General features: G+C 41.7%; 15 protein-coding genes and 2 pseudogenes. 9 read left to right on the top strand and 8 right to left on the bottom strand.

The window, feature by feature from the left end:
- Positions 1–26 precede the first annotated feature (26 nt).
- The 3 genes and pseudogenes from H6G14_RS33690 to cobS all read right to left on the bottom strand — a co-directional run.
- Positions 27–179 (bottom strand): annotated as a pseudogene (locus H6G14_RS33690) (reverse transcriptase N-terminal domain-containing protein); the annotation flags it as partial.
- A 227-nt stretch (positions 180–406) separates the two neighbouring features.
- On the bottom strand, positions 407–562 hold the full coding sequence (locus H6G14_RS23595; RefSeq protein ID WP_190570182.1) for a hypothetical protein: 156 nt from the start codon (positions 560–562) through the stop codon (positions 407–409).
- 396 nt (positions 563–958) lie between these two features.
- On the bottom strand, positions 959–1,717 hold the full coding sequence (gene cobS / locus H6G14_RS23590; RefSeq protein ID WP_190570180.1) for an adenosylcobinamide-GDP ribazoletransferase: 759 nt from the start codon (positions 1,715–1,717) through the stop codon (positions 959–961).
- Between the two features lie 119 nt (positions 1,718–1,836).
- Here cobS and H6G14_RS23585 point away from each other — a divergent pair, with 119 nt between their 5' ends.
- The gene (locus H6G14_RS23585) at positions 1,837–3,045 is read left to right on the top strand and encodes a NupC/NupG family nucleoside CNT transporter (RefSeq protein WP_190570178.1); all 1,209 of its coding nucleotides are present in this window, start codon (positions 1,837–1,839) and stop codon (positions 3,043–3,045) included.
- A gap of 10 nt (positions 3,046–3,055) precedes the next feature.
- Here H6G14_RS23585 and H6G14_RS23580 read toward each other — a convergent pair whose 3' ends face one another.
- Positions 3,056–3,523, bottom strand: a complete 468-nt coding sequence (locus H6G14_RS23580) for a hypothetical protein (RefSeq protein ID WP_338421212.1) — start codon at positions 3,521–3,523, stop codon at positions 3,056–3,058.
- A gap of 562 nt (positions 3,524–4,085) precedes the next feature.
- Between H6G14_RS23580 and H6G14_RS23575 the strand changes: the two genes are divergently transcribed.
- The 5 genes from H6G14_RS23575 (at position 4,086) to H6G14_RS23555 (ending at position 11,095) form a co-directional block, all read left to right on the top strand.
- Positions 4,086–4,835, top strand: a complete 750-nt coding sequence (locus H6G14_RS23575; protein WP_190570176.1) for a sucrose-phosphate phosphatase — start codon at positions 4,086–4,088, stop codon at positions 4,833–4,835.
- Complete coding sequence (ruvA, locus tag H6G14_RS23570) at positions 4,832–5,473, top strand: Holliday junction branch migration protein RuvA (protein WP_190570174.1); 642 nt, start codon at positions 4,832–4,834, stop codon at positions 5,471–5,473. The genes H6G14_RS23575 and ruvA overlap by 4 nt, the downstream gene beginning before the upstream one ends.
- A 146-nt stretch (positions 5,474–5,619) precedes the next feature.
- Entirely contained in the window at positions 5,620–6,780 is a 1,161-nt protein-coding gene (bioF, locus tag H6G14_RS23565) for an 8-amino-7-oxononanoate synthase (RefSeq protein ID WP_190570172.1), read from the top strand.
- A gap of 70 nt (positions 6,781–6,850) precedes the next feature.
- Positions 6,851–7,102, top strand: a complete 252-nt coding sequence (locus H6G14_RS23560; protein ID WP_041456226.1) for a hypothetical protein — start codon at positions 6,851–6,853, stop codon at positions 7,100–7,102.
- A gap of 402 nt (positions 7,103–7,504) precedes the next feature.
- Positions 7,505–11,095: a WD40 domain-containing protein gene (locus H6G14_RS23555; protein ID WP_190570170.1), complete on the top strand. Its 3,591-nt coding sequence runs from the start codon at positions 7,505–7,507 to the stop codon at positions 11,093–11,095.
- 237 nt (positions 11,096–11,332) lie between these two features.
- Here the strand turns inward: H6G14_RS23555 and H6G14_RS23550 are convergent, their stop codons facing one another.
- Positions 11,333–12,433, bottom strand: coding sequence for a pentapeptide repeat-containing protein (locus H6G14_RS23550; protein ID WP_199326268.1), 1,101 nt, complete (start codon positions 12,431–12,433; stop codon positions 11,333–11,335).
- An 840-nt stretch (positions 12,434–13,273) separates the two neighbouring features.
- Between H6G14_RS23550 and H6G14_RS23545 the strand changes: the two genes are divergently transcribed.
- Together H6G14_RS23545 and H6G14_RS23540 are read left to right on the top strand one after the other, a co-directional pair.
- Positions 13,274–13,702 (top strand): hypothetical protein, encoded by a 429-nt coding sequence (locus H6G14_RS23545; protein ID WP_190570168.1) that lies wholly within the window; start codon positions 13,274–13,276, stop codon positions 13,700–13,702.
- 445 nt (positions 13,703–14,147) lie between these two features.
- Entirely contained in the window at positions 14,148–14,630 is a 483-nt protein-coding gene (locus H6G14_RS23540) for a MarR family winged helix-turn-helix transcriptional regulator (RefSeq protein ID WP_190570166.1), read from the top strand.
- 162 nt (positions 14,631–14,792) lie between these two features.
- Here H6G14_RS23540 and H6G14_RS23535 read toward each other — a convergent pair whose 3' ends face one another.
- The 3 genes and pseudogenes from H6G14_RS23535 to H6G14_RS23525 form a co-directional block, all read right to left on the bottom strand.
- Positions 14,793–15,710, bottom strand: a complete 918-nt coding sequence (locus H6G14_RS23535) for an SMP-30/gluconolactonase/LRE family protein (protein WP_190570163.1) — start codon at positions 15,708–15,710, stop codon at positions 14,793–14,795.
- Positions 15,711–15,716: 6 nt separating this feature from the next.
- Positions 15,717–16,463 carry an SDR family oxidoreductase gene (locus H6G14_RS23530; RefSeq protein WP_190570162.1) on the bottom strand — a complete coding sequence of 249 codons (747 nt, stop codon included), beginning with the start codon at positions 16,461–16,463 and terminating at the stop codon, positions 15,717–15,719.
- Positions 16,464–16,543: 80 nt separating this feature from the next.
- Positions 16,544–17,251: pseudogene (locus H6G14_RS23525) on the bottom strand (ParM/StbA family protein); the annotation flags it as partial.
- A 247-nt stretch (positions 17,252–17,498) separates the two neighbouring features.
- Here H6G14_RS23525 and H6G14_RS23520 point away from each other — a divergent pair.
- Positions 17,499–17,787, top strand: a 289-nt coding sequence (locus H6G14_RS23520; protein WP_338421213.1) for a ParB/RepB/Spo0J family partition protein, incomplete at its 3' end; no start/stop codon positions are given.

Below are 17,787 nucleotides of genomic sequence, written 5' to 3'. Positions count from 1 at the left end.
CCGTCAACGTGAAATCCCATCCCCTTTTAGGGGTGGGATGAGCTTAAGGAAAGTAGTATATTAGAGTAACTACGCAATAGTAGTTTTTGAAGGCTGCGAACCTTTTTGAGACTACCGTCCTTGGTTGCCTTGAATATTCTCTGTCTGAGTCGCCTGACTACCCTGTAAGCGTTTTTCCAGTTGACGCTATTACTGTTTCAGCCGTTTCAGTATTTCCGCTTCACGATGCCTCAATGAAGATTCACTTGCGTTAACCCTTTGATAGTTTTACCCTGCGTTACTTCCACTTTCGGCTGGCAGATTTTACGCTTTTCCCTCTAGCTTTGAAACATCACAGTTACCCATGATGCTCCTTCGGGCAGGTACTGGCATAGACACTTGCCGGGGTATTTCGCAATACCCACTCTTATGTGCGACTGATAGTCGCACCCATCCCCTTGCGGGGAAGTGATGGTAAGTAACACAACATTGCTAAGAAAGCATTTACATCAGATCCAGGAGCTGTTTCCATCCCCTTGCGGGGAAGTGATGGTAAGTAACTGAGCGTGCATATAGCCGTCATCACCTAACACCCACTCTTGTTTCCATCCCCTTGCGGGGAAGTGATGGTAAGTAACTGCTAATGGGGTTATTGCTTTGGCAACTGGCTATGTCAAGGTTAAATTACGAACTTTACTTTTATTTACACATATTTAATCTTCCTAGCTTTTTATAGCTCACTGCGACGAATTAGCAGTGATATTTACAATCCGTTACGAACTGCCAAGCCCTAGTAAAAATGTGCGTTTCAGCCTTTAAAAACACCTTTTTCACCAGAGTGTAGGCGTTACAAAATTAAATAATCTGGTGGCTCATAAGGAGGCTCACCACCATAGACCCTTGTTTGCTGCTTGGCTGTAGCATCAAAACGCAGATGCACGCAGATAAACACAGATAGAATTATTGCCTACATGGTAAGTTATGTGAGTATGGTCAGTACGCAGAGGAATAAAGCCTCTGTCCACTCGACGACTGCGCCGTAGGTGTCGCCTGTGTGTCCGCCTAATTTGTGATTAAACCATGCAGCTGTTAAAGTAGCGATCGCACTTCCAGTAATCAACACGACTACTGATATCAATAGATGATGGTTATTTACTAGCCAAAATAAGCCACTAACTGCAACCATCAAGCATAATCCGGGTAATAAATCTTTGTATGAGCGAATAGCTTGTTTATGGAATGCGCCTTTACCAGTGGCTTTTAAATAAGGATAACAGGCGATCGCTACTTGTTGTCCCCAACGTCCCCAGCCACAAGCAGCCATTAATATTAGCCAACGGTATTCCCCAATATCTGTGAGAGTAGAGGTTTTTAGTAATAATATAGCGATCGCACTCATAGCTCCAAATGCACCTGTAGCACTATCCGCCATCACTTCCAACCGTCGTTTTGGGTCGCCCACCGCCAAACCATCAGCCGTATCCATCGCCCCATCTAAATGTAACCCCCCAGTGATAAAAATCCACAGTACCACCACCAAGGCGCTACGAGTTAATACGGGCATACCCAGATAATTCATGCCTCCATCGAATAAACCTAAAATTCCCCCAATAATTAACCCCACCACGGGTACAAGCCGCGACACCCTTTGAAAATCCAAGCCGTTGATATAAGGCAGAGGGATACTCGTGTAAAATATAATACTTGCCAATAAATCGAATAACAACAGCTTCACCATTTCATTCCCACTTCATTGCCCATAACCAATCCTCCGCGTTTCAATTTCCCCCAAAACTGAGCAAAAAAGCAAATTCTTATGTATACTTTTTGACCATGTTTGTATAAAAGCAAAATTACATGGAACGTGCCATATCTGCTTTAGGAATTTTAGTTTTCATTGGTATATCCTACGCTATGTCTATTCGTCGTGATGCAGTGCGTTGGCGGACAGTAGCCTGGGGTTTAGGTTTGGAATTTGTATTGGCGCTAGTGATTCTCAAAACACCTTGGGGATTAAATGTGTTTAAGTCTTTGGGTGATACAGTCAGCTATTTTTTATCATTTTCAGATGTGGGGGCTAAATTCGTCTTTGGCGATAACTTTAAGGATCATTTTTTTGCCTTTCAAGTACTACCAACAATTATCTTTTTTTCTGCCTTCATTAATGTCATGTATTATTACGGCATTTTACCAAGGGTGGTTAATGGGTTGGCGTGGGTGATGATGAAGACAATGAAAACTTCTGGTTCTGAATCTCTATCTTGTGCTGGTAACATTTTTCTGGGGCCGACAGAATCAGCACTGATGGTAAAACCCTATGTGGCAAAAATGACTCAATCAGAACTCCATGCAGTCATGACTGGTGGTTTTGCCACAATTGCTGGTGGTGTGCTGGGTGCTTACTTGTCTTTTGGAATACCTCCAGAACATTTAATTGCTGCCTTTTTTATGACTGCACCCACCTCGTTGGTAGTATCAAAATTACTTTATCCAGAAACGGAAGTATCAGAAACGGCTAGTCAGGCAAAGATGGAAGGCGAGACTGGTTATGTCAATGTGATTGATGCTGCTGCTAGCGGCGCAATTGATGGTGTAAAGCTAGCCGTGAATGTGGGGGTAATGATTATCGCCTTTTTGGGGTTGTTGGCTGTAGTTAATGCTCTAATCGGATGGTTAGGTTCTTATATTGGTTTACCACAATTATCTTTAGAGTGGATTTTGTCTTTTATTATGGCTCCTGTAGCGTTTTTGATGGGTGTACCTTGGGGTGATTGCGCGCAAGTGGGGGCGCTACTGGGTAAGAAAACAATTTTGAATGAGTTTCTGGCTTATGTAGATTTGGGAAACTTAATTAAGAGTGGAAAAATCTCTGAGAGGGCAGTGATTATTGCCACCTATGCTTTGTGTAACTTTGCCAATATCGGTTCAATTGGGATTACGATAGGCGGTATTACTGGAATGGCTCCTCAACGTCAACATGATTTAGCCCGGATGGGTTTTAGAAGTATGATTGGTGGATTGCTGGCAGGTTTTATTACTGCTTGTATTGCGGGAATGTTAATTTAATCCAAAATTTCTACATTTTCTTTGTCATCACATAACCAAGTTGCCAATTTTGCAGTTTCTTTAACTGATCTAGCTTGCCTTTGGTTATTAGATTTATGGCAATACGTGTATTTAAATATCCACGAACTGGATAATATCCTTGCTTGTGGGGAATGCCAGTAAAAACATTTTTATCAAGAGGCATCAATCCGCCGCATTGAATGTCTTCTCCTGGGATTTTTAGCCGAAATAAATACTCATATTGGTAGCCGTCAGGAATCTGAAATATCGCATATACATGATGCTGACCACGCCAAGGTTGAATTACTATTTCTTCAGCAAATGTATAGTATTTAGCTTCTTTTGTTTGAATAAAACCATAAGGAACATCACAACTCATAACAGGCGATCGCTCTAAAAAATCTGAGACGTAATATACGCCTATTACAAAAACTAAACTAAGTGCAAATAATATATAAAAACGAAATTTTTTCAGCACTTATCTAGACCCTAAACCATATTTCTGTGTTATTTTAGCGAGGAAAAACGGGGGTGTAGGGGTGTAGGAGAAAGAATAAATGATGTAGAGACGTTGTATGCTACGTCTCTACAGTACAGAATAAACGCGATGTGCAACTTATTTTTGAAACCCCTCTCCATAGCTTGCTACTCTACGAGTTCTCCGTAGGAGTACCCGCAGGGTACCTCTCCCCTGTAAGGCTACGGTGTACACACATCTTTTTGCTGGGTGCAAAATGTCGTTCGATCCCCCTAAATCCCCCTTAAAAAGGGGGACTTTGATTCTTGTTCCCCCTTTTTTAAGGGGGGTGAGGGGGGATCAAAACGTTATGGGGCTAGGTTATTAGACTTGTGTGTACACCGTAGCCCCTGCAAGGAGAGAGGCTTTGAATCTTGCTCCCCTTCCTTGTCTCTCACACCCCTACACCCCTACACCCTCACACCCTCACACCCCTACACTCCTACACTGGTGAGAATACATAGGAACCAAAATCTGGTAAATTAGCTCGGAATGCTTGACCTATAAATTTGGGAACAAAATAATGAAGCCATTTCTTTTTGTCACCGATTTGGATCACACTTTGGTAGGTAATGATGCAGCCCTGGCAGAACTCAGCCAGATACTCACTCACCATCGTCAAGAATATGGCACAAAAATAGTTTATGCCACCGGGCGATCGCCTATTCTTTACAAAGAACTGCAAGTAGAAAAAAACTTGATAGAACCTGATGGGTTAGTTTTGTCTGTGGGTACGGAAATCTATCTCGATGGTAGTGGTAATCCTGATTCTGACTGGTCAGAAATTCTTAACGATGGCTGGAACCGAGAACTGGTACTGTCCGTAAGCGAGAAATTTCCCGAATTAGTGCTGCAACCAGACTCAGAGCAACGCCCTTTTAAAGTCAGTTTTTTTCTGCATCAAGAAGCCTCATTTAAGGTCATACCACAACTTGAGACAGAGTTAGAGAAATGTAAACTAAATATAAAGTTAATTTATAGTAGCGGTATAGACCTTGACATTGTACCATTAAACAGCGATAAAGGTCAGGCAATGCAATTTCTTCGTCAAAAGTGGAAATTTGCAGCAGAAAGAACAGTTGTCTGTGGTGATTCAGGTAATGATATTGCTTTGTTCGCTGTGGGCAACGAAAGGGGAATCATCGTCGGGAATGCCCGACCGGAGTTGCTTCAGTGGCACAGTGAGTATCCCGCAGACCATCGCTACCTGGCAAAAAACTTTTGTGCAGGTGGAATTATTGAAGGTTTACAATTCTTTGGTTTCCTAGAATGATTAGCTATCTCAAAGGTATAGTCGCTGGTATTCAAAACGCAGGCAGCAATCGCGTCATTCTCACTCTCGAAGTGAATGGTATGGGCTATGATTTGCAAATTCCCCAACGGTTAGCAAAGCAATTGCCCACAACCGGAGATTTGGTGCAAATCTTTACCCATTACCAAGTCCGGGAAGAAATACCCTTGCTTTATGGTTTCTCTTCCCCAGCCGAACGGGATTTATTCCGCCACCTGTTGTCTGTGAGTGGTGTGGGTGCAGCTAGTGCGATCGCCCTCTTAGACACCTTGGAACTACCAGATTTAGTCCAAGCCATCATTGCTGCTAACGTCCAAATCTTAATTCAAGCCCCAGGAGTGGGTAAAAAAATCGCTGACCGCATTTGTTTGGAACTCAAAGCCAAATTAATCGAATGGCGCAAATCAGCAGGCTTCTTCGTCGCCACCGAAGGCCCAGCCCCCGGTATTCTCGAAGAAGTGCAGATGACTTTATTCGCCCTGGGTTACACAGCCCATGAAGTTAGTCACGCCTTACACGTAGTCAGCGAAGATATTGGTTTACCAAAAGATGCCTACGTAGAAGACTGGATTAAACAAGCGATCGCCCACCTCAGTAGTAGTGAGCAAGTCAGTCATTAGTCAACAGTCATTAGTCAACAGTCAACAGTCATCAGTCATCAGTCATCAGTCATCAGTCATCAGTCATCAGTCATCAGTCATCAGTCATCAGTTACTCCCTAATATTTTTTGAATTTTGAATTTTGAATTTTGAATTTTGAATTGCTATGCCCGATCCCTATGCTTGGTTACAAAATTCACTCTTAACCATCCATCGGGCAGATTGGTATCGTTCCGTGCAAACAATACAGGGTCGTGCTGGTGCAACTGTGGTTTTAGGGGGGCAGGAGGTAATTAATTTTGCTAGTAATGATTATTTGGGGTTGGCTGGGGATGAACGCTTAATTGAGGCTGCGGTGGCTGCTACTCAAGAATTTGGCACTGGGAGTACTGGTTCGAGATTATTAAGTGGGCATCGAGAACTGCATGGGGAATTGGAAAAGGCGATCGCCTCTTGGAAACAAACAGAAGATGCCTTAGTGTTTAGCTCAGGCTATCTGGCTAATATAGGAGCGATCGCAGCTCTTGTCGGCAAGCGTGATTTAATCTTATCTGACCAATACAATCATTCCAGCCTGAAAAATGGAGCTATTCTCAGTGGGGCAACAGTTAGGGAATATTCCCACTGTGAGGTAGGGGAACTGAAAACCCAGTTACTTGAGCAACGGCAAAACTACCGACGTTGTTTAATTTTGACAGATAGCGTCTTCAGCATGGATGGCGATTTATGCCCTTTACCAGCTCTATTAGATTTGGCTGAAGAATTTAGCTGTATGCTCCTAGTTGATGAAGCTCATGCTACTGGAGTAATGGGTAAAACTGGCGCTGGGTGTGTAGAACATTTTGGGTGTACAGGTAGGCAATTAATCCAAATTGGTACATTGAGTAAAGCCTTAGGTAGTTTAGGCGGTTATGTAGCAGGAAGCCACACCCTGATTGACTATTTGCGAAACCGCGCCCCTAGTTGGATTTACACCACAGGGTTATCACCCGCAGACACAGCCGCAGCCTTAGCAGCCATCAACATAGCTCGACAAGAACCACAACACCGAATGCAGCTGTGGCACAACGTTAATTACTTGAGAGAATTATTGCTGGAAATACCAAACCTGAAATTACTACCATCAGCATCGCCCATATTATGTTTTCAGTTGTCAAGTCCCAGCCAAGCGCTACAAGTGGGTAAGCAACTAAAACAAGCAGGAATCTTCGCCCCAGCAATTCGTCCCCCCACAGTCCCCACAAGTCGCATTAGAATATCCTTAATGGCAACTCATAAACCAGCACATATAGAAAAATTAGTGGCAGTATTGCTAGACATCAACTAGCTATTAACTTGTGATTGTGAACATGAAAAGGACTCGCTACGATAGCAGTATGAATTTATCGTATCTGAGTATGGCAACACAAGACACTCCACTCACGGGAGATGCACTGATTAAAGAAGTCTGTCGTCGGATTCGAGTAGCCCGCAGCTATTGGGATGCCCACAATAATGCTGCTTGTAGGGGTGAACGCGATCGCGCATTAGACCTTTACAACAAACTCAGCAAAGAACAAAAACAGCAGATTCCACAAGTGCTACGAGTGTGGCTTCGCTACCGTAGTGAGAAATACTTCGGCGCACACCGAACACCACCCAAGTCATAACAATTAAAAATTAAAAAATACGGATTTTATAAGGGTTTCTGGGTTTGGATCTGTTTCATAATTTTGGTGTATTGGTATGAGACAGATTCATCCTTCCACTCAGTAACGCATATATAGAACAATACGGCTCAGTTAAGAGACTATTAAATTGGGTGTCGCAATTTATCTTTTTATACAAATAAATAATTACTTACAAACGCTGGGATCAAAGCTGAGACACAACACGGCAAATATTTAGTCAAAGAGTTTACATTTTTGTTGGTTTCATGACTATCGTAAATCTACTGGGATTGATATTATCAATCTGAAATCCTGTTATGTTCATTTTTAGTTTCGTACGAACACTACCTTAACTAGCCGCTAGTTTGCAAGTAGTTTTACTAGGTCAACTTACTAAAACGCATGAAACAGCAAAAAGCTCGACGCAACCGAGGTGTAACCTTGACCCTCCAAGGTTGGGATAAACTTCAAGCTGCCAAAGCTAAAGCAGAATGGGAAAAGAATGGTGGAGATAGCTTTTCTTTGGAAGAACTGAGCGATCGCACCCGTTTAGCTCTGCATACTATATCTAGGATTTTGGCACGCTTGGAACCTGTAGATAAAAGTTCCTTGCAGCTTGCTTTTGCTGCCTTTAATTTGGAGTTATCTCCCAGCGATTATACTCGTCCTACCTCAACCGTAGAAGAACTAGAAACTCGACAAGGAAACCCACAGTATGACTGGGCAGAAGCACCCGATGTATCTGTGTTTTTTGGTCGCAGTGAAGAATTATTGCAGCTACGACAATGGGTATTAGAAGAACGGTGTCGTTTAGTTGGACTGCTGGGAATTGGTGGTATTGGCAAAACCACTTTAGCGGTGAAGTTAGGGCTGCAAATTCAAGCCGAATTTGAGGTAGTGGTGTGGCGAAGTTTGCAAAATGCACCACCAGTAGATGAGCAAGTCACAAATATACTGCAATCTTTGCTGTTGGCGTTGCAAAAGGAAATGGTGATCCCTGAAAGCTTTGATGGCAAATTAGCAAAGCTGATGGAATGTTTGCAATCAAACCGATGTCTGCTGATTTTAGACAATGTTGAGACAATTCTCTCTGGTGGTCAAGCTGGGCAATGTCGTCCTGGTTACGAGGGATACGGTCAATTACTTAAGCGCGTTGGTGAAGTACCTCATATTAGTTGCCTTCTGTTCACTTCTAGAGAAAAACCCAGAGAAATTGTACCCTTAGAAGGAGAAAGAACAGGAGTGCGATCGCTTTCATTAAAGGGATTAAATACTACTGAGGGACAAGAGTTATTTGAGCAAAAAGGACAATTCACGGGTACAGAACAAGAATGGCAATTACTCATCGAGCATTATGGGGGTAACCCCTTAGCGCTCAAGATGGTAGCAGCCGGAACCCAAGAGCTTTTCGATGGTAGAATCGCCCCTGTTTTAGAGTATGTAGAACACGGGATACTCATTTTTGAGGACATTGGCGACTTGTTAGAACGGCAATTCTACCATTTGTCACCAGTAGAAGCGGAAGTAATGTATTGGCTGGCAATTAATCGAGAGCCAGTATCCCTTGCCGAGTTAGTTGCTGATATAGTAACATCTTCTTCCCAACGTCTTGTCCCTTCAGCAATTAAATCTCTGTTGCAAAGGTCATTAATTGAAAAAAGTGGTGAATATTTCTTTTTACAACCAGTCGTGATGGAATATACCACCCAGCGATTTGTGCAACAAATTCGTCAACAATTGTTAGGGGAAAAGTCTGTCCTTTTACGCTTATTCCAAACTCATGCTTTAATCAAAGCAACAAGCAAAGACTATATTAGGGAGACACAAAAGCAATTAATTGTGCAACCATTACTTGAGCAATTGTTGCTAGAGATGGGCAGTCAAGAACAACTAATAATTTTGTTACAGAATATATTGGAGCAGCAAAGACATCAAACTGCAATCTTAACTGGCTATGCAGGGGGCAATATCCTCAACTTTTTAGCGCATTTGCAAGTAAATTTACGAGAGTATGACTTCTCAAATTTGAGCATGAGGCAAGCTGACTTACAGCGTATCAATTTAGCTGGAGTCAATTTCCAAAATACAGCTTTTGATCAGTCTGCATTTGCCACAAGTTTAAAGAATATTTTTTCACTTGCCTTGAGTCCAGATAGAAAACTGTTAGCTACGGGCGATCAGGATGGGCAAATTCATTTGTGGCAAATGGCAAATAGAAAAAACTTGTTGACATTTAAAGGACATGAATGTGTAGTTTGGACAGTTGCCTTTAGTCCAGATGGACAAACCCTGGCAAGTGGTGGTCATGATGGATTAATCAAATTGTGGGACGTACAAACGGGAGATTGTCTCAAAACTTTAGCTCAACACAAAGGTATTGTTTGGTCTGTTCGCTTTAGTCCAGATGGACAAACTCTTGCAAGTGGTAGTCTAGACGCTTCAATTCGTTTGTGGGATATCCGTCGAGGTGAGTGTCTTAAAATATTGCGCGGTCATACTAGTGGGGTATGTTCAGTCAGGTTTAATCCAGACGGTTCTATCCTGGCAAGTGGTAGTCAAGATTGCGACATTCGCTTATGGGATGTCAGTACAGATAAATGTATAAAAGTTTTGCAAGGTCATGCTGGAAATGTACGCGCGGTTTGCTTCAGTCCAGATGGTAAAACTCTTGCCAGTAGCAGTAGTGACCACTCTGTTCGGTTATGGAATGTGAGTAAAGGCACTTGCATCAAAACATTTCACGGTCATAAAAATGAAGTATGGTCAGTTTGCTTTAGTTCAGACGGTCAAACTATAGCCACAGGGAGTTATGACTCCAGTGTGAGGTTGTGGGATGTGCAGCAAGGTACCTGTGTTAAAATTTTCCACGGTCATACTAGTGACGTGTTCTCAGTCATTTTTAGTTCAGATCGCCACATAGTTAGTGCTGCTCAAGATTTCAGTGTGCGTATATGGAATATAAGTAAAGGCGTATGCGTGAGAACGTTACAAGGTCACTCCTGTGGGGCGTTTTCGGTCAGCTTTAACTCTGTATGCCCGACAGGAGTCGATTGTATGTTGGCGACAGGTAGTATGGATGGTTTGGTTCGGCTATGGGATGTTGCATCTAGTTACTGTACTAAAATTTTACAAGGTCACACAAATTGGGTATGGTCAGTTAGCTTTAGTCCAGATGGTTCTATATTAGCTAGTGCCAGTCATGACAAAAGCATTAAACTGTGGGATGTGATTTCTGGTCATTGTATTACAACTTTATACGGTCATAATGGTGGAGTAACATCAGTTAGCTTTAGTCCCGATGGTCAAACCTTGGCTAGTGCCAGTAGGGACAAGAGTGTAAAGTTGTGGAATATTCACGAGCGTAAATGTGTAAAAACATTAGAAGGTCACACGGGTGACATCTGGTCAGTTAGTTTTAGTCCAGATGGTAATACTTTAGCTACTGCTAGTGCAGACTACTTAGTTAAGTTATGGGATGTAGGTGAAGGTAAATGTATCATAACTTTGCCTGGTCACACTGATGGAGTCTGGTCATTGAATTTTAGTCCAGATGGTAAAATACTCGCTACTGGTAGTGTCGATCACTCAATTAGATTGTGGGATACTAGTAACTTCACTTGCTTAAAAGTGTTGCAAGGACATACTTCTACTGTATGGTCAGTCAGTTTTAGCCCTGATGGTTCCACTTTGGCATCCGCTAGTTCTGACCAAACAATCCGCTTATGGGATATGAATAACTTTACCTGTCTCAGAGTTTTGCATAGTCATACTAGTGGAGGATGCTCTGTTAGCTTTAATTCTGTTGGTAATATCTTGGTTAATACTAGTCAAGATGAAGTAATAAAGCTTTGGGATCTGGAAACATTTGAGCGGATTAAAACCCTGAAAATAGATCGCCTTTATGAAGGGATGAACATCAGGGGGGTGACTGGGTTAACAGCAGCGCAGCGATCTGCACTCTTGGCTTTGGGGGCGGTAGAAGGTGTGGGGTAGGTTGTACGGTGAGCGATGTCTGGCGACAAAAAGCAGAGCTTCTACGCTGTTTTGAGATAGTTGATGAGCGATCGCTCTTAGTAAAGTGTTAGATGCGTGCGATCGCTCATTAACTATAAATCACACATCACCTTTTGAAGGTGGCTTTTTAGCTGGTGATACTGTCGTTGTTAGTCCATGTGTGAATCATGTTTGAAAAAATTAGAGAGATGAAACAAAAGCTACTTCAAGCTGGTTTTAAAAAGGTTCTTTGTCCTTGCAGTTTCTATCTCGGTCTTGCTTCGTTAAGCCTAAATACTCGTTAAGCTCTTCATCATAACAAGCGTGTTGCCAGTTATTAACATCTTGAATGTTAGCGCCTTGGAGATTAGCACCTTGGAAGTTAACACTTTGGAAGTTAGCACCTCGAAAGTCAGCATCTTGAAGATTAGCACCTCGAAAGTCAGCATCTTGAAGATTAGCACCTCGAAGGTCAGCATCTTGGAGATTAGCACCTTGAAAATTAGCACCATCTAAGTAAGCTCCTTGAAGATTAGCTCTTTGAAGACCAGCATTAGAAAAGTCTGCTTTTGTCATATAAGATCCTTCTAGTTGGATGTCTTCTAACGGCGCATCTCTCAATTTAACATCCGTAATATCCGCACCACTTAAGATTATCACCGACTTTTCTTTAATTAATTTAGATTCATGCAGAAAACGTATAATATGTCCCTTAAATTCACCATCTAACCTACGTAAAGCCGTTCTTGTTTGACCTTTTGCTATAGTTCTCGCATCTTCTACTGTATCCGACAAATCTTTGGCAGTTTTAATACTTTGAAATACTTCTAATTGTTCTTTAGTTGATTTAGGTTTTGTCTTTAAAGTTTCTTCAAAAGTCTCTTTAATTTTGTCATTCCTTAATTTTACTTCTTTTTCATTCTCTGTTAAATCTTTATCTAGACTTAAAGTTGATATTCCTTCTATATATTCTTTGAGTATAGTATGTTTATTATCTGTTTGTTGTGTATTAAATTGAGAATTACTTATATGCCATCCTGCCCATGCAACTAAACAAGGAATAATGATGGCTCCTAGCGAAGCTGCAAATAATTCGATAGGTCTAAATAATGTTAATTCTTGCGAATCTAATTTATTTAATTCTGGGTCTGTCTTTTCAGGTTTATTTTCATTGAATGTAGTTATATATATATTGCTGGGTTGTGTTGTTGTTGAATTAATTTCATCATTTATGGTGGTATTTACAGTTTGAAATTGTGTCTTTTCTGGTTTGGTTCCATTATTTGTTTTATTGCCATTATTTGCAATCATGTCATTAGCTCCCTGATTTTTAGTCAATATTGTTTTCGTCTCTAAGCAAGCATAAGCTCTACAGCAAACTTATCTATTGTTTTTACTTAGGTTAATTTAGCCACAAAATAAAAACAATGAAATTATAAATGTACCAAACCATACTAAAGTTGCATAACCTAAAAGTTTAGGAAGCAACATTGTTGCTTCTATATGTCTTTGTAAAAGAAAAGATGAATATGCAAAAAATGACTGATTATTCATACTTGCAATTTGCGATCGCTTAATTCCGGGTTTACGATTTGCAGTGTGGTAGATGACTCGCATAAAGATTTATTTGCAAAGTACGATGTAGTTGTTACATATTTCAGTTTGCAGACTTTCACCTACTGACACCAGGCAACTTTAGCAAGTTATCTTCAATTTATTTTCAACTTAAGCGTTTCAGAAACAAACGAGAGCGATCGCCTACATCAACCCTATTACCAAAAGTGCGTAGAAGCTCTGCTTCTTGTCGCCAGACATCCCATGATATTTCTCAAAATGCCTAATTACTTTCCCATTTTGATAAATTCAGCAAGCAAACCGGAGTTTGCTTACTCATTTGCTTTAAATGCTTTCTCATTTCAGTAGATTCAGCAAGCAAACCGGAGTTTGCTTATTCATTTGCTTTAAATGCTTTCTCATTTCAGTAGATTTAGCAAGCAAACCGGAGTTTGCTTACTCATTTGCTTTAAATGCTTTCTCATTTCAGTAGTTCGCGCATTTATAACAATAATCGCTTGTAGCAAAAGTTATTGCAGATTTGCCAAAATTCTCTCAGGCTGATCATACGGATATTTTTTAAGGTAAAGAATATCAACCGTACTATGTTACAAGGTGTATATCATGGCGCGTAGAAAAAGAAGCTCTCCTGTGTTACAAAAAGCAGTGCGGCGTGCGGCTGGTATGAACTCAATTGATCCAAATTTAGATGTGGGTAATGGACTCACTCTACCTGTTTTCTCAACTTTAATTGAGACGATGCGAGCTAAAGAGAATGCCTACAACAGCGCTCTGTCTAACCTAGATAAGTTATATCGTGAAATGCTTGAAACAGAAGGTAAATTAGCAGATATGACAGAGCATATGCTGATGGGAGTCGGCGTTCTATATGGTAAAAGCAGTGTAGAGTATGGCATGGCGGGAGGAGTTCCTAAAAATCAACGCAGCAAGGGACTGCGGGGTGAGTCGTTAACTTCTAGTCCTCAGCAACCGTCGTTTGTTGCCAATGTCGATGGTAACGGAAATGGCAAAAAACCAGCACCAACAAGTTAGGATGTGGGCTGTGACCGGAAGAGGCAGGGGGGAAGGGGGAAGGGGGAAGGGGGAAGGGAGCAGGGAGCAGGGGGAGCAAACCCTTCCCCTCTGCGTGAAGCGGAGCGGAACATGAAGAGAAGTCTGAGCGCCGGAAGCCGGCGCTCAGAACTTCAGGGTACAAGCCCCGCCCTTCTAGTAGTTCGCCAAGAGAACTTTGCAAGGTTAATAGCAGCAAAAAAAATCTCTTTCTCCCCCTGCTCCCTCTGCTTCCCCTGCACCCCCTGCCCCCTGCCCCCTGCCCCTTTTCCTCTTACTGACTTAGCACTATGTTATTGCAAGGTTCAAGAGTGTATGGCTTTGGTCTGGATTGTACAATTCTCTTAGTAAGATTAATAGGCTTAAACCTCATCTGTGGCAAACTTTATCCACAGATGATGATGTAATTAGGAGAATTACGATACTCATGAAGCTCGATAAATCCTCTCAAGAAGGTGCAACTTCCGCAGAATGTGCCGCCAAAGTAATGGAAACTGTACCCTCAGTCATGAGGTTTATCCGAGCTAAGATGCGATCGCACAAAGCCGCTTTTTTATCAATACCACAATTGCGATCGCTAGCGTTTCTCAATCGTAACCCCGGAGCTTCCTTATCTGATCTAGCAGAACATTTAGGTGTCACCTCTGCTACAGCATCAGCCACAATCGAACGACTAGTACAACGGGACTTAGTGCAACGGATAAACCATCCGCAAGAGCGCAGACGTATCGTCCTCACTCTTACAGAAGAGGGGAAATCTATTTTGCAACAATCCTTAGATGAAACACGCGCCCAAATTGCTGATCTTTTGGAAGGTCTGACAGCCGAGGAAATATCCCAAGTTGAAAAAGGATTGGTTTTACTTAAAAATGTCTTTGAGCAAACGGAATCCACCCCCCCCAAGCGCTGAAGCTAACCAGCACGACTCCTTTGAGGTTTTGAGGTTGGGAACTTCCAGAAAATGAATCAATTTAAAATTCAAAATTCAAAATTCAAAATTCAAAAAAGGTCAACTTGTCTAGGGGAGTTTCCCCACTTCAGCAGAGGTTGTTTTGTCCAGAAGCGGTAATTTTTAAACTAAGGGATATCCAGCTTTATCCACCTCAATGCGGACAACGTTAGCAGGAACTACGCCTGTAGGCGGTGGTAAAAACATTCCTCCATTCATCACTACATAAATGGCAGTGCGATCGCTTTCTATTTGACCAAAAGCAACTGCTGTACTACCAATTACACCTTGTTCGGCTTGAGCAACAATAGTTGTACTGCCGTCTGGTGTAATTTTTACTACGCTATTGTAGATATGTGTTGCTCCGTAAAGATTGCCTTCTACATCAAAAGCAAAGTCATCAATATTAGTCTGCTCGACAAAAATTTCTGGCTCACCAGGTTCATTTCCTGTACCAAGAGGGATTCGTAACAGCAACATTTTTTCCGTATTGGAAACGTAGAGAAAATTACCAAAACGCTTCAAGCCATTAGCCGCCGGAATGACGTTTTCCGAACTGCTACGAGCCAGTAAAGGATGTTCGAGCCAGATGGCGCTACGGCGTTGAGCTATATCAATCAACCAAATTGCACCCCGGTAAGAATCTGCTGCTAAATACTGAGTGTCGGAAAGAGGGGTAATACCGTTGAGAAATATCGCATCTGGCAATGTTAGCAAAGTTTCTACCGTGCCATCTGCGGCAACCAGAGAAACTACAGGTGTAGAATCAGCATTCCATCCAGTCACTACTAAACTGCCGTCGCTGGTGAAAGCCAAACCACTAACTTTCCCTGCAACGTTGGCATGAATTTGCTGATTACCATCTGGAGTAATGCGAACAATTTGACCAGCTTCATGATTAGTCACAAAGATTGTACCATCTGGTGCGATCGCCAAATTTTCTAAAAAAGTATTGACTGGAAACGAGGTAATAATTTTGGCAGGAGCCAATTTTATTGGTGTATCTGCATAAATAGGGGGTAACATTGCTGAATTTTCCATAAAAATCTACCACTGTAATTGAATCGGCCCGCCAAACTTCCGCATCTCTGCAAAAAATTGTCCTTGCGCTCCCCCATCTGGTAGGGTTGCTAAATAAACAGCTGTTTCGGCTCCTTCTTCTGCCGTAAATGGTGCATTCTCGCCTCCCATTTCGGTTTTCATCCAACCAGGAGAATAGGCATTCACAAGAATATTATCACCTTGGAGTTCCTTAGCCAGAAGCGCAGTTAAGCCATTTACCCCAATTTTAGAAATTCTATAAGAAGGAGCTAATGGGTAATAGTCATCGCTAATAGTGCTTAGAGATGCCATTTCAGTAGAAACATTGACGATGCGACCGTAGTTGTTAACTTTCATCAATGGGATTAGAGCTTGAGAAATTCTCAGTACCGCTAAAACATTAGTATCAAATGTGGTTTGCATAGTTTCTAGTTCCACAGTCAATAAGCTAGATTCTTCCGGCTTGACTGTGGGATTAATGCCAGCATTATTTACCAAAATATCTACTCTTCCGTAAGTTTGCTGCAACCAGTGTGTAAACTCTGCCACACTAGTATTACTAGTTACATCTAGCGGATGATAGCTTACATCAAGCCCTTCACTAGATAACTGCTGCTTGGCAGCAAGACCATCTGTTTCATTTCGACTCGTCAAAACAACGTGAATGCCAATTTGAGATAATTTCCGGGAAATAGCATATCCTAATCCGCGATTACTGCCTGTAACTACTGCAATCCTGGTTTGATGCGTCATTTTGATAACTTTCAATAACTTTTAGTTTCACTTTACTGAGATGTTATAAATTAATCAAATTGATTGAAATAATATATTTAAATCTCTTTGATATCGATGTCACGACTGTAGCGGGTATGTCCCATTTCTAAGCAATAGCGAATCTTAGCTGGATCTCCTACCTTACCGCCGTTAAGGTGTTTCATCTTTTGAGCAATGTCATCAATAAGAACTTCAACTCCTGTTGGGTAGGGGGTATGTACTTCTCGCTTGCCCTGATTGTAACGCGAGTACAGCGTTGTACCATTGCCAAAGTCCAGCACAGTCAACTTTTTGGGTAGTGGCTGTCCGAATAATGCTCCCATTCCTTCAGGTATCACCTTCAGCACTTCTACTTTCACTTCTGATGGTTTACCCGCCAGTATCGGCTGATATTCTCCATTTAATACTTTCTTCAATTCTTCTGCCAAACCAACATCATGCAAGCTGACAACCATCTTTAAGTGCCAAGCTTTGCGGTGTGGCAGATGTGCTAATGCTCCCAGCAAAGTGGTCAGCGCATTCTTGACTTTGTTTTCGTTGCTGTCGGTATTGCGCTCAAAATGAGAGCCAGAACGGAAAGCTGATTCGCCAACTGTGTAAGCCTTGCCTTCAAACTCTACCCGTCCTGGTACATCTTCCATGTCTGCTGTAGAAATATAGCTGGGAATGCGGACGACATCAAAGCCCTCAACTAAAAGTTTGAGATTGCCGTAACCATTATCAAACCCTGCTGGAAATATTTTTTGTAATGCGTGAACACTTGTCATTAATGTTAAATATGATACAAAAATTGATGGCGATAGAAATAACCTAAAAGCCACCTAAATATATTCCTATATGGGTAACAAAATGAACCAAAAGATTTATAAATGATTTCGGGATACACTTAGACTCTATATGTAGCCCAATAAAAATATGCCCTTTTCAAAATTTTAAGAGCATGATAAACGTGGTACTTATTCTTTACCCATAGCTTGACAAAATCACTCACGCAACACCGAACCCAGGCAAACGATAACGTTAGAATCTATTCAAGCTAAAGCTAGACTACTGAAAAAACATGGGCAGATTACCCCAATAATTCTTGTAGCTCAAGAAGATGGTCGTTATATCCTGTTGGACGGTCAACTGCGTACTGAGGGAGCAAAGCTACTAGGATGGAAGTCCATTCGGGCTGTTGTAGTACCTATGCCCAGGGATTTGACACAATCATCATTAATTACATTTCTAGGATTTGAAGACTTAAACCCATTAGATAAAGCGGAAGCAGTAATTCAAGAGGTTACTAAGGCAACTGCATTAA

It is taken from the genome of Nostoc parmelioides FACHB-3921 (genome assembly GCF_014696625.1).
GTDB classification, from domain to species: domain Bacteria; phylum Cyanobacteriota; class Cyanobacteriia; order Cyanobacteriales; family Nostocaceae; genus Trichormus; species Trichormus parmelioides.
Note: the sequence above shows the minus strand (reverse complement) of the source record. Positions and strands in the feature narration are given on the sequence as shown.

Coding starts and splice junctions, on each gene's coding strand:
- H6G14_RS23555 (WP_190570170.1), top strand. CDS start 7,505: ATGAAACAGCAAAAAGCTCGACGCAACCGAGGTGTAACCTTGACCCTC.
- H6G14_RS23535 (WP_190570163.1), bottom strand. CDS start 15,710: ATGGAAAATTCAGCAATGTTACCCCCTATTTATGCAGATACACCAATA.
- H6G14_RS23560 (WP_041456226.1), top strand. CDS start 6,851: ATGGCAACACAAGACACTCCACTCACGGGAGATGCACTGATTAAAGAA.
- H6G14_RS23540 (WP_190570166.1), top strand. CDS start 14,148: ATGAAGCTCGATAAATCCTCTCAAGAAGGTGCAACTTCCGCAGAATGT.
- cobS (WP_190570180.1), bottom strand. CDS start 1,717: ATGGTGAAGCTGTTGTTATTCGATTTATTGGCAAGTATTATATTTTAC.
- H6G14_RS23545 (WP_190570168.1), top strand. CDS start 13,274: ATGGCGCGTAGAAAAAGAAGCTCTCCTGTGTTACAAAAAGCAGTGCGG.
- H6G14_RS23530 (WP_190570162.1), bottom strand. CDS start 16,463: ATGACGCATCAAACCAGGATTGCAGTAGTTACAGGCAGTAATCGCGGA.
- bioF (WP_190570172.1), top strand. CDS start 5,620: ATGCCCGATCCCTATGCTTGGTTACAAAATTCACTCTTAACCATCCAT.
- H6G14_RS23575 (WP_190570176.1), top strand. CDS start 4,086: ATGAAGCCATTTCTTTTTGTCACCGATTTGGATCACACTTTGGTAGGT.
- ruvA (WP_190570174.1), top strand. CDS start 4,832: ATGATTAGCTATCTCAAAGGTATAGTCGCTGGTATTCAAAACGCAGGC.
- H6G14_RS23595 (WP_190570182.1), bottom strand. CDS start 562: ATGACGGCTATATGCACGCTCAGTTACTTACCATCACTTCCCCGCAAG.
- H6G14_RS23585 (WP_190570178.1), top strand. CDS start 1,837: ATGGAACGTGCCATATCTGCTTTAGGAATTTTAGTTTTCATTGGTATA.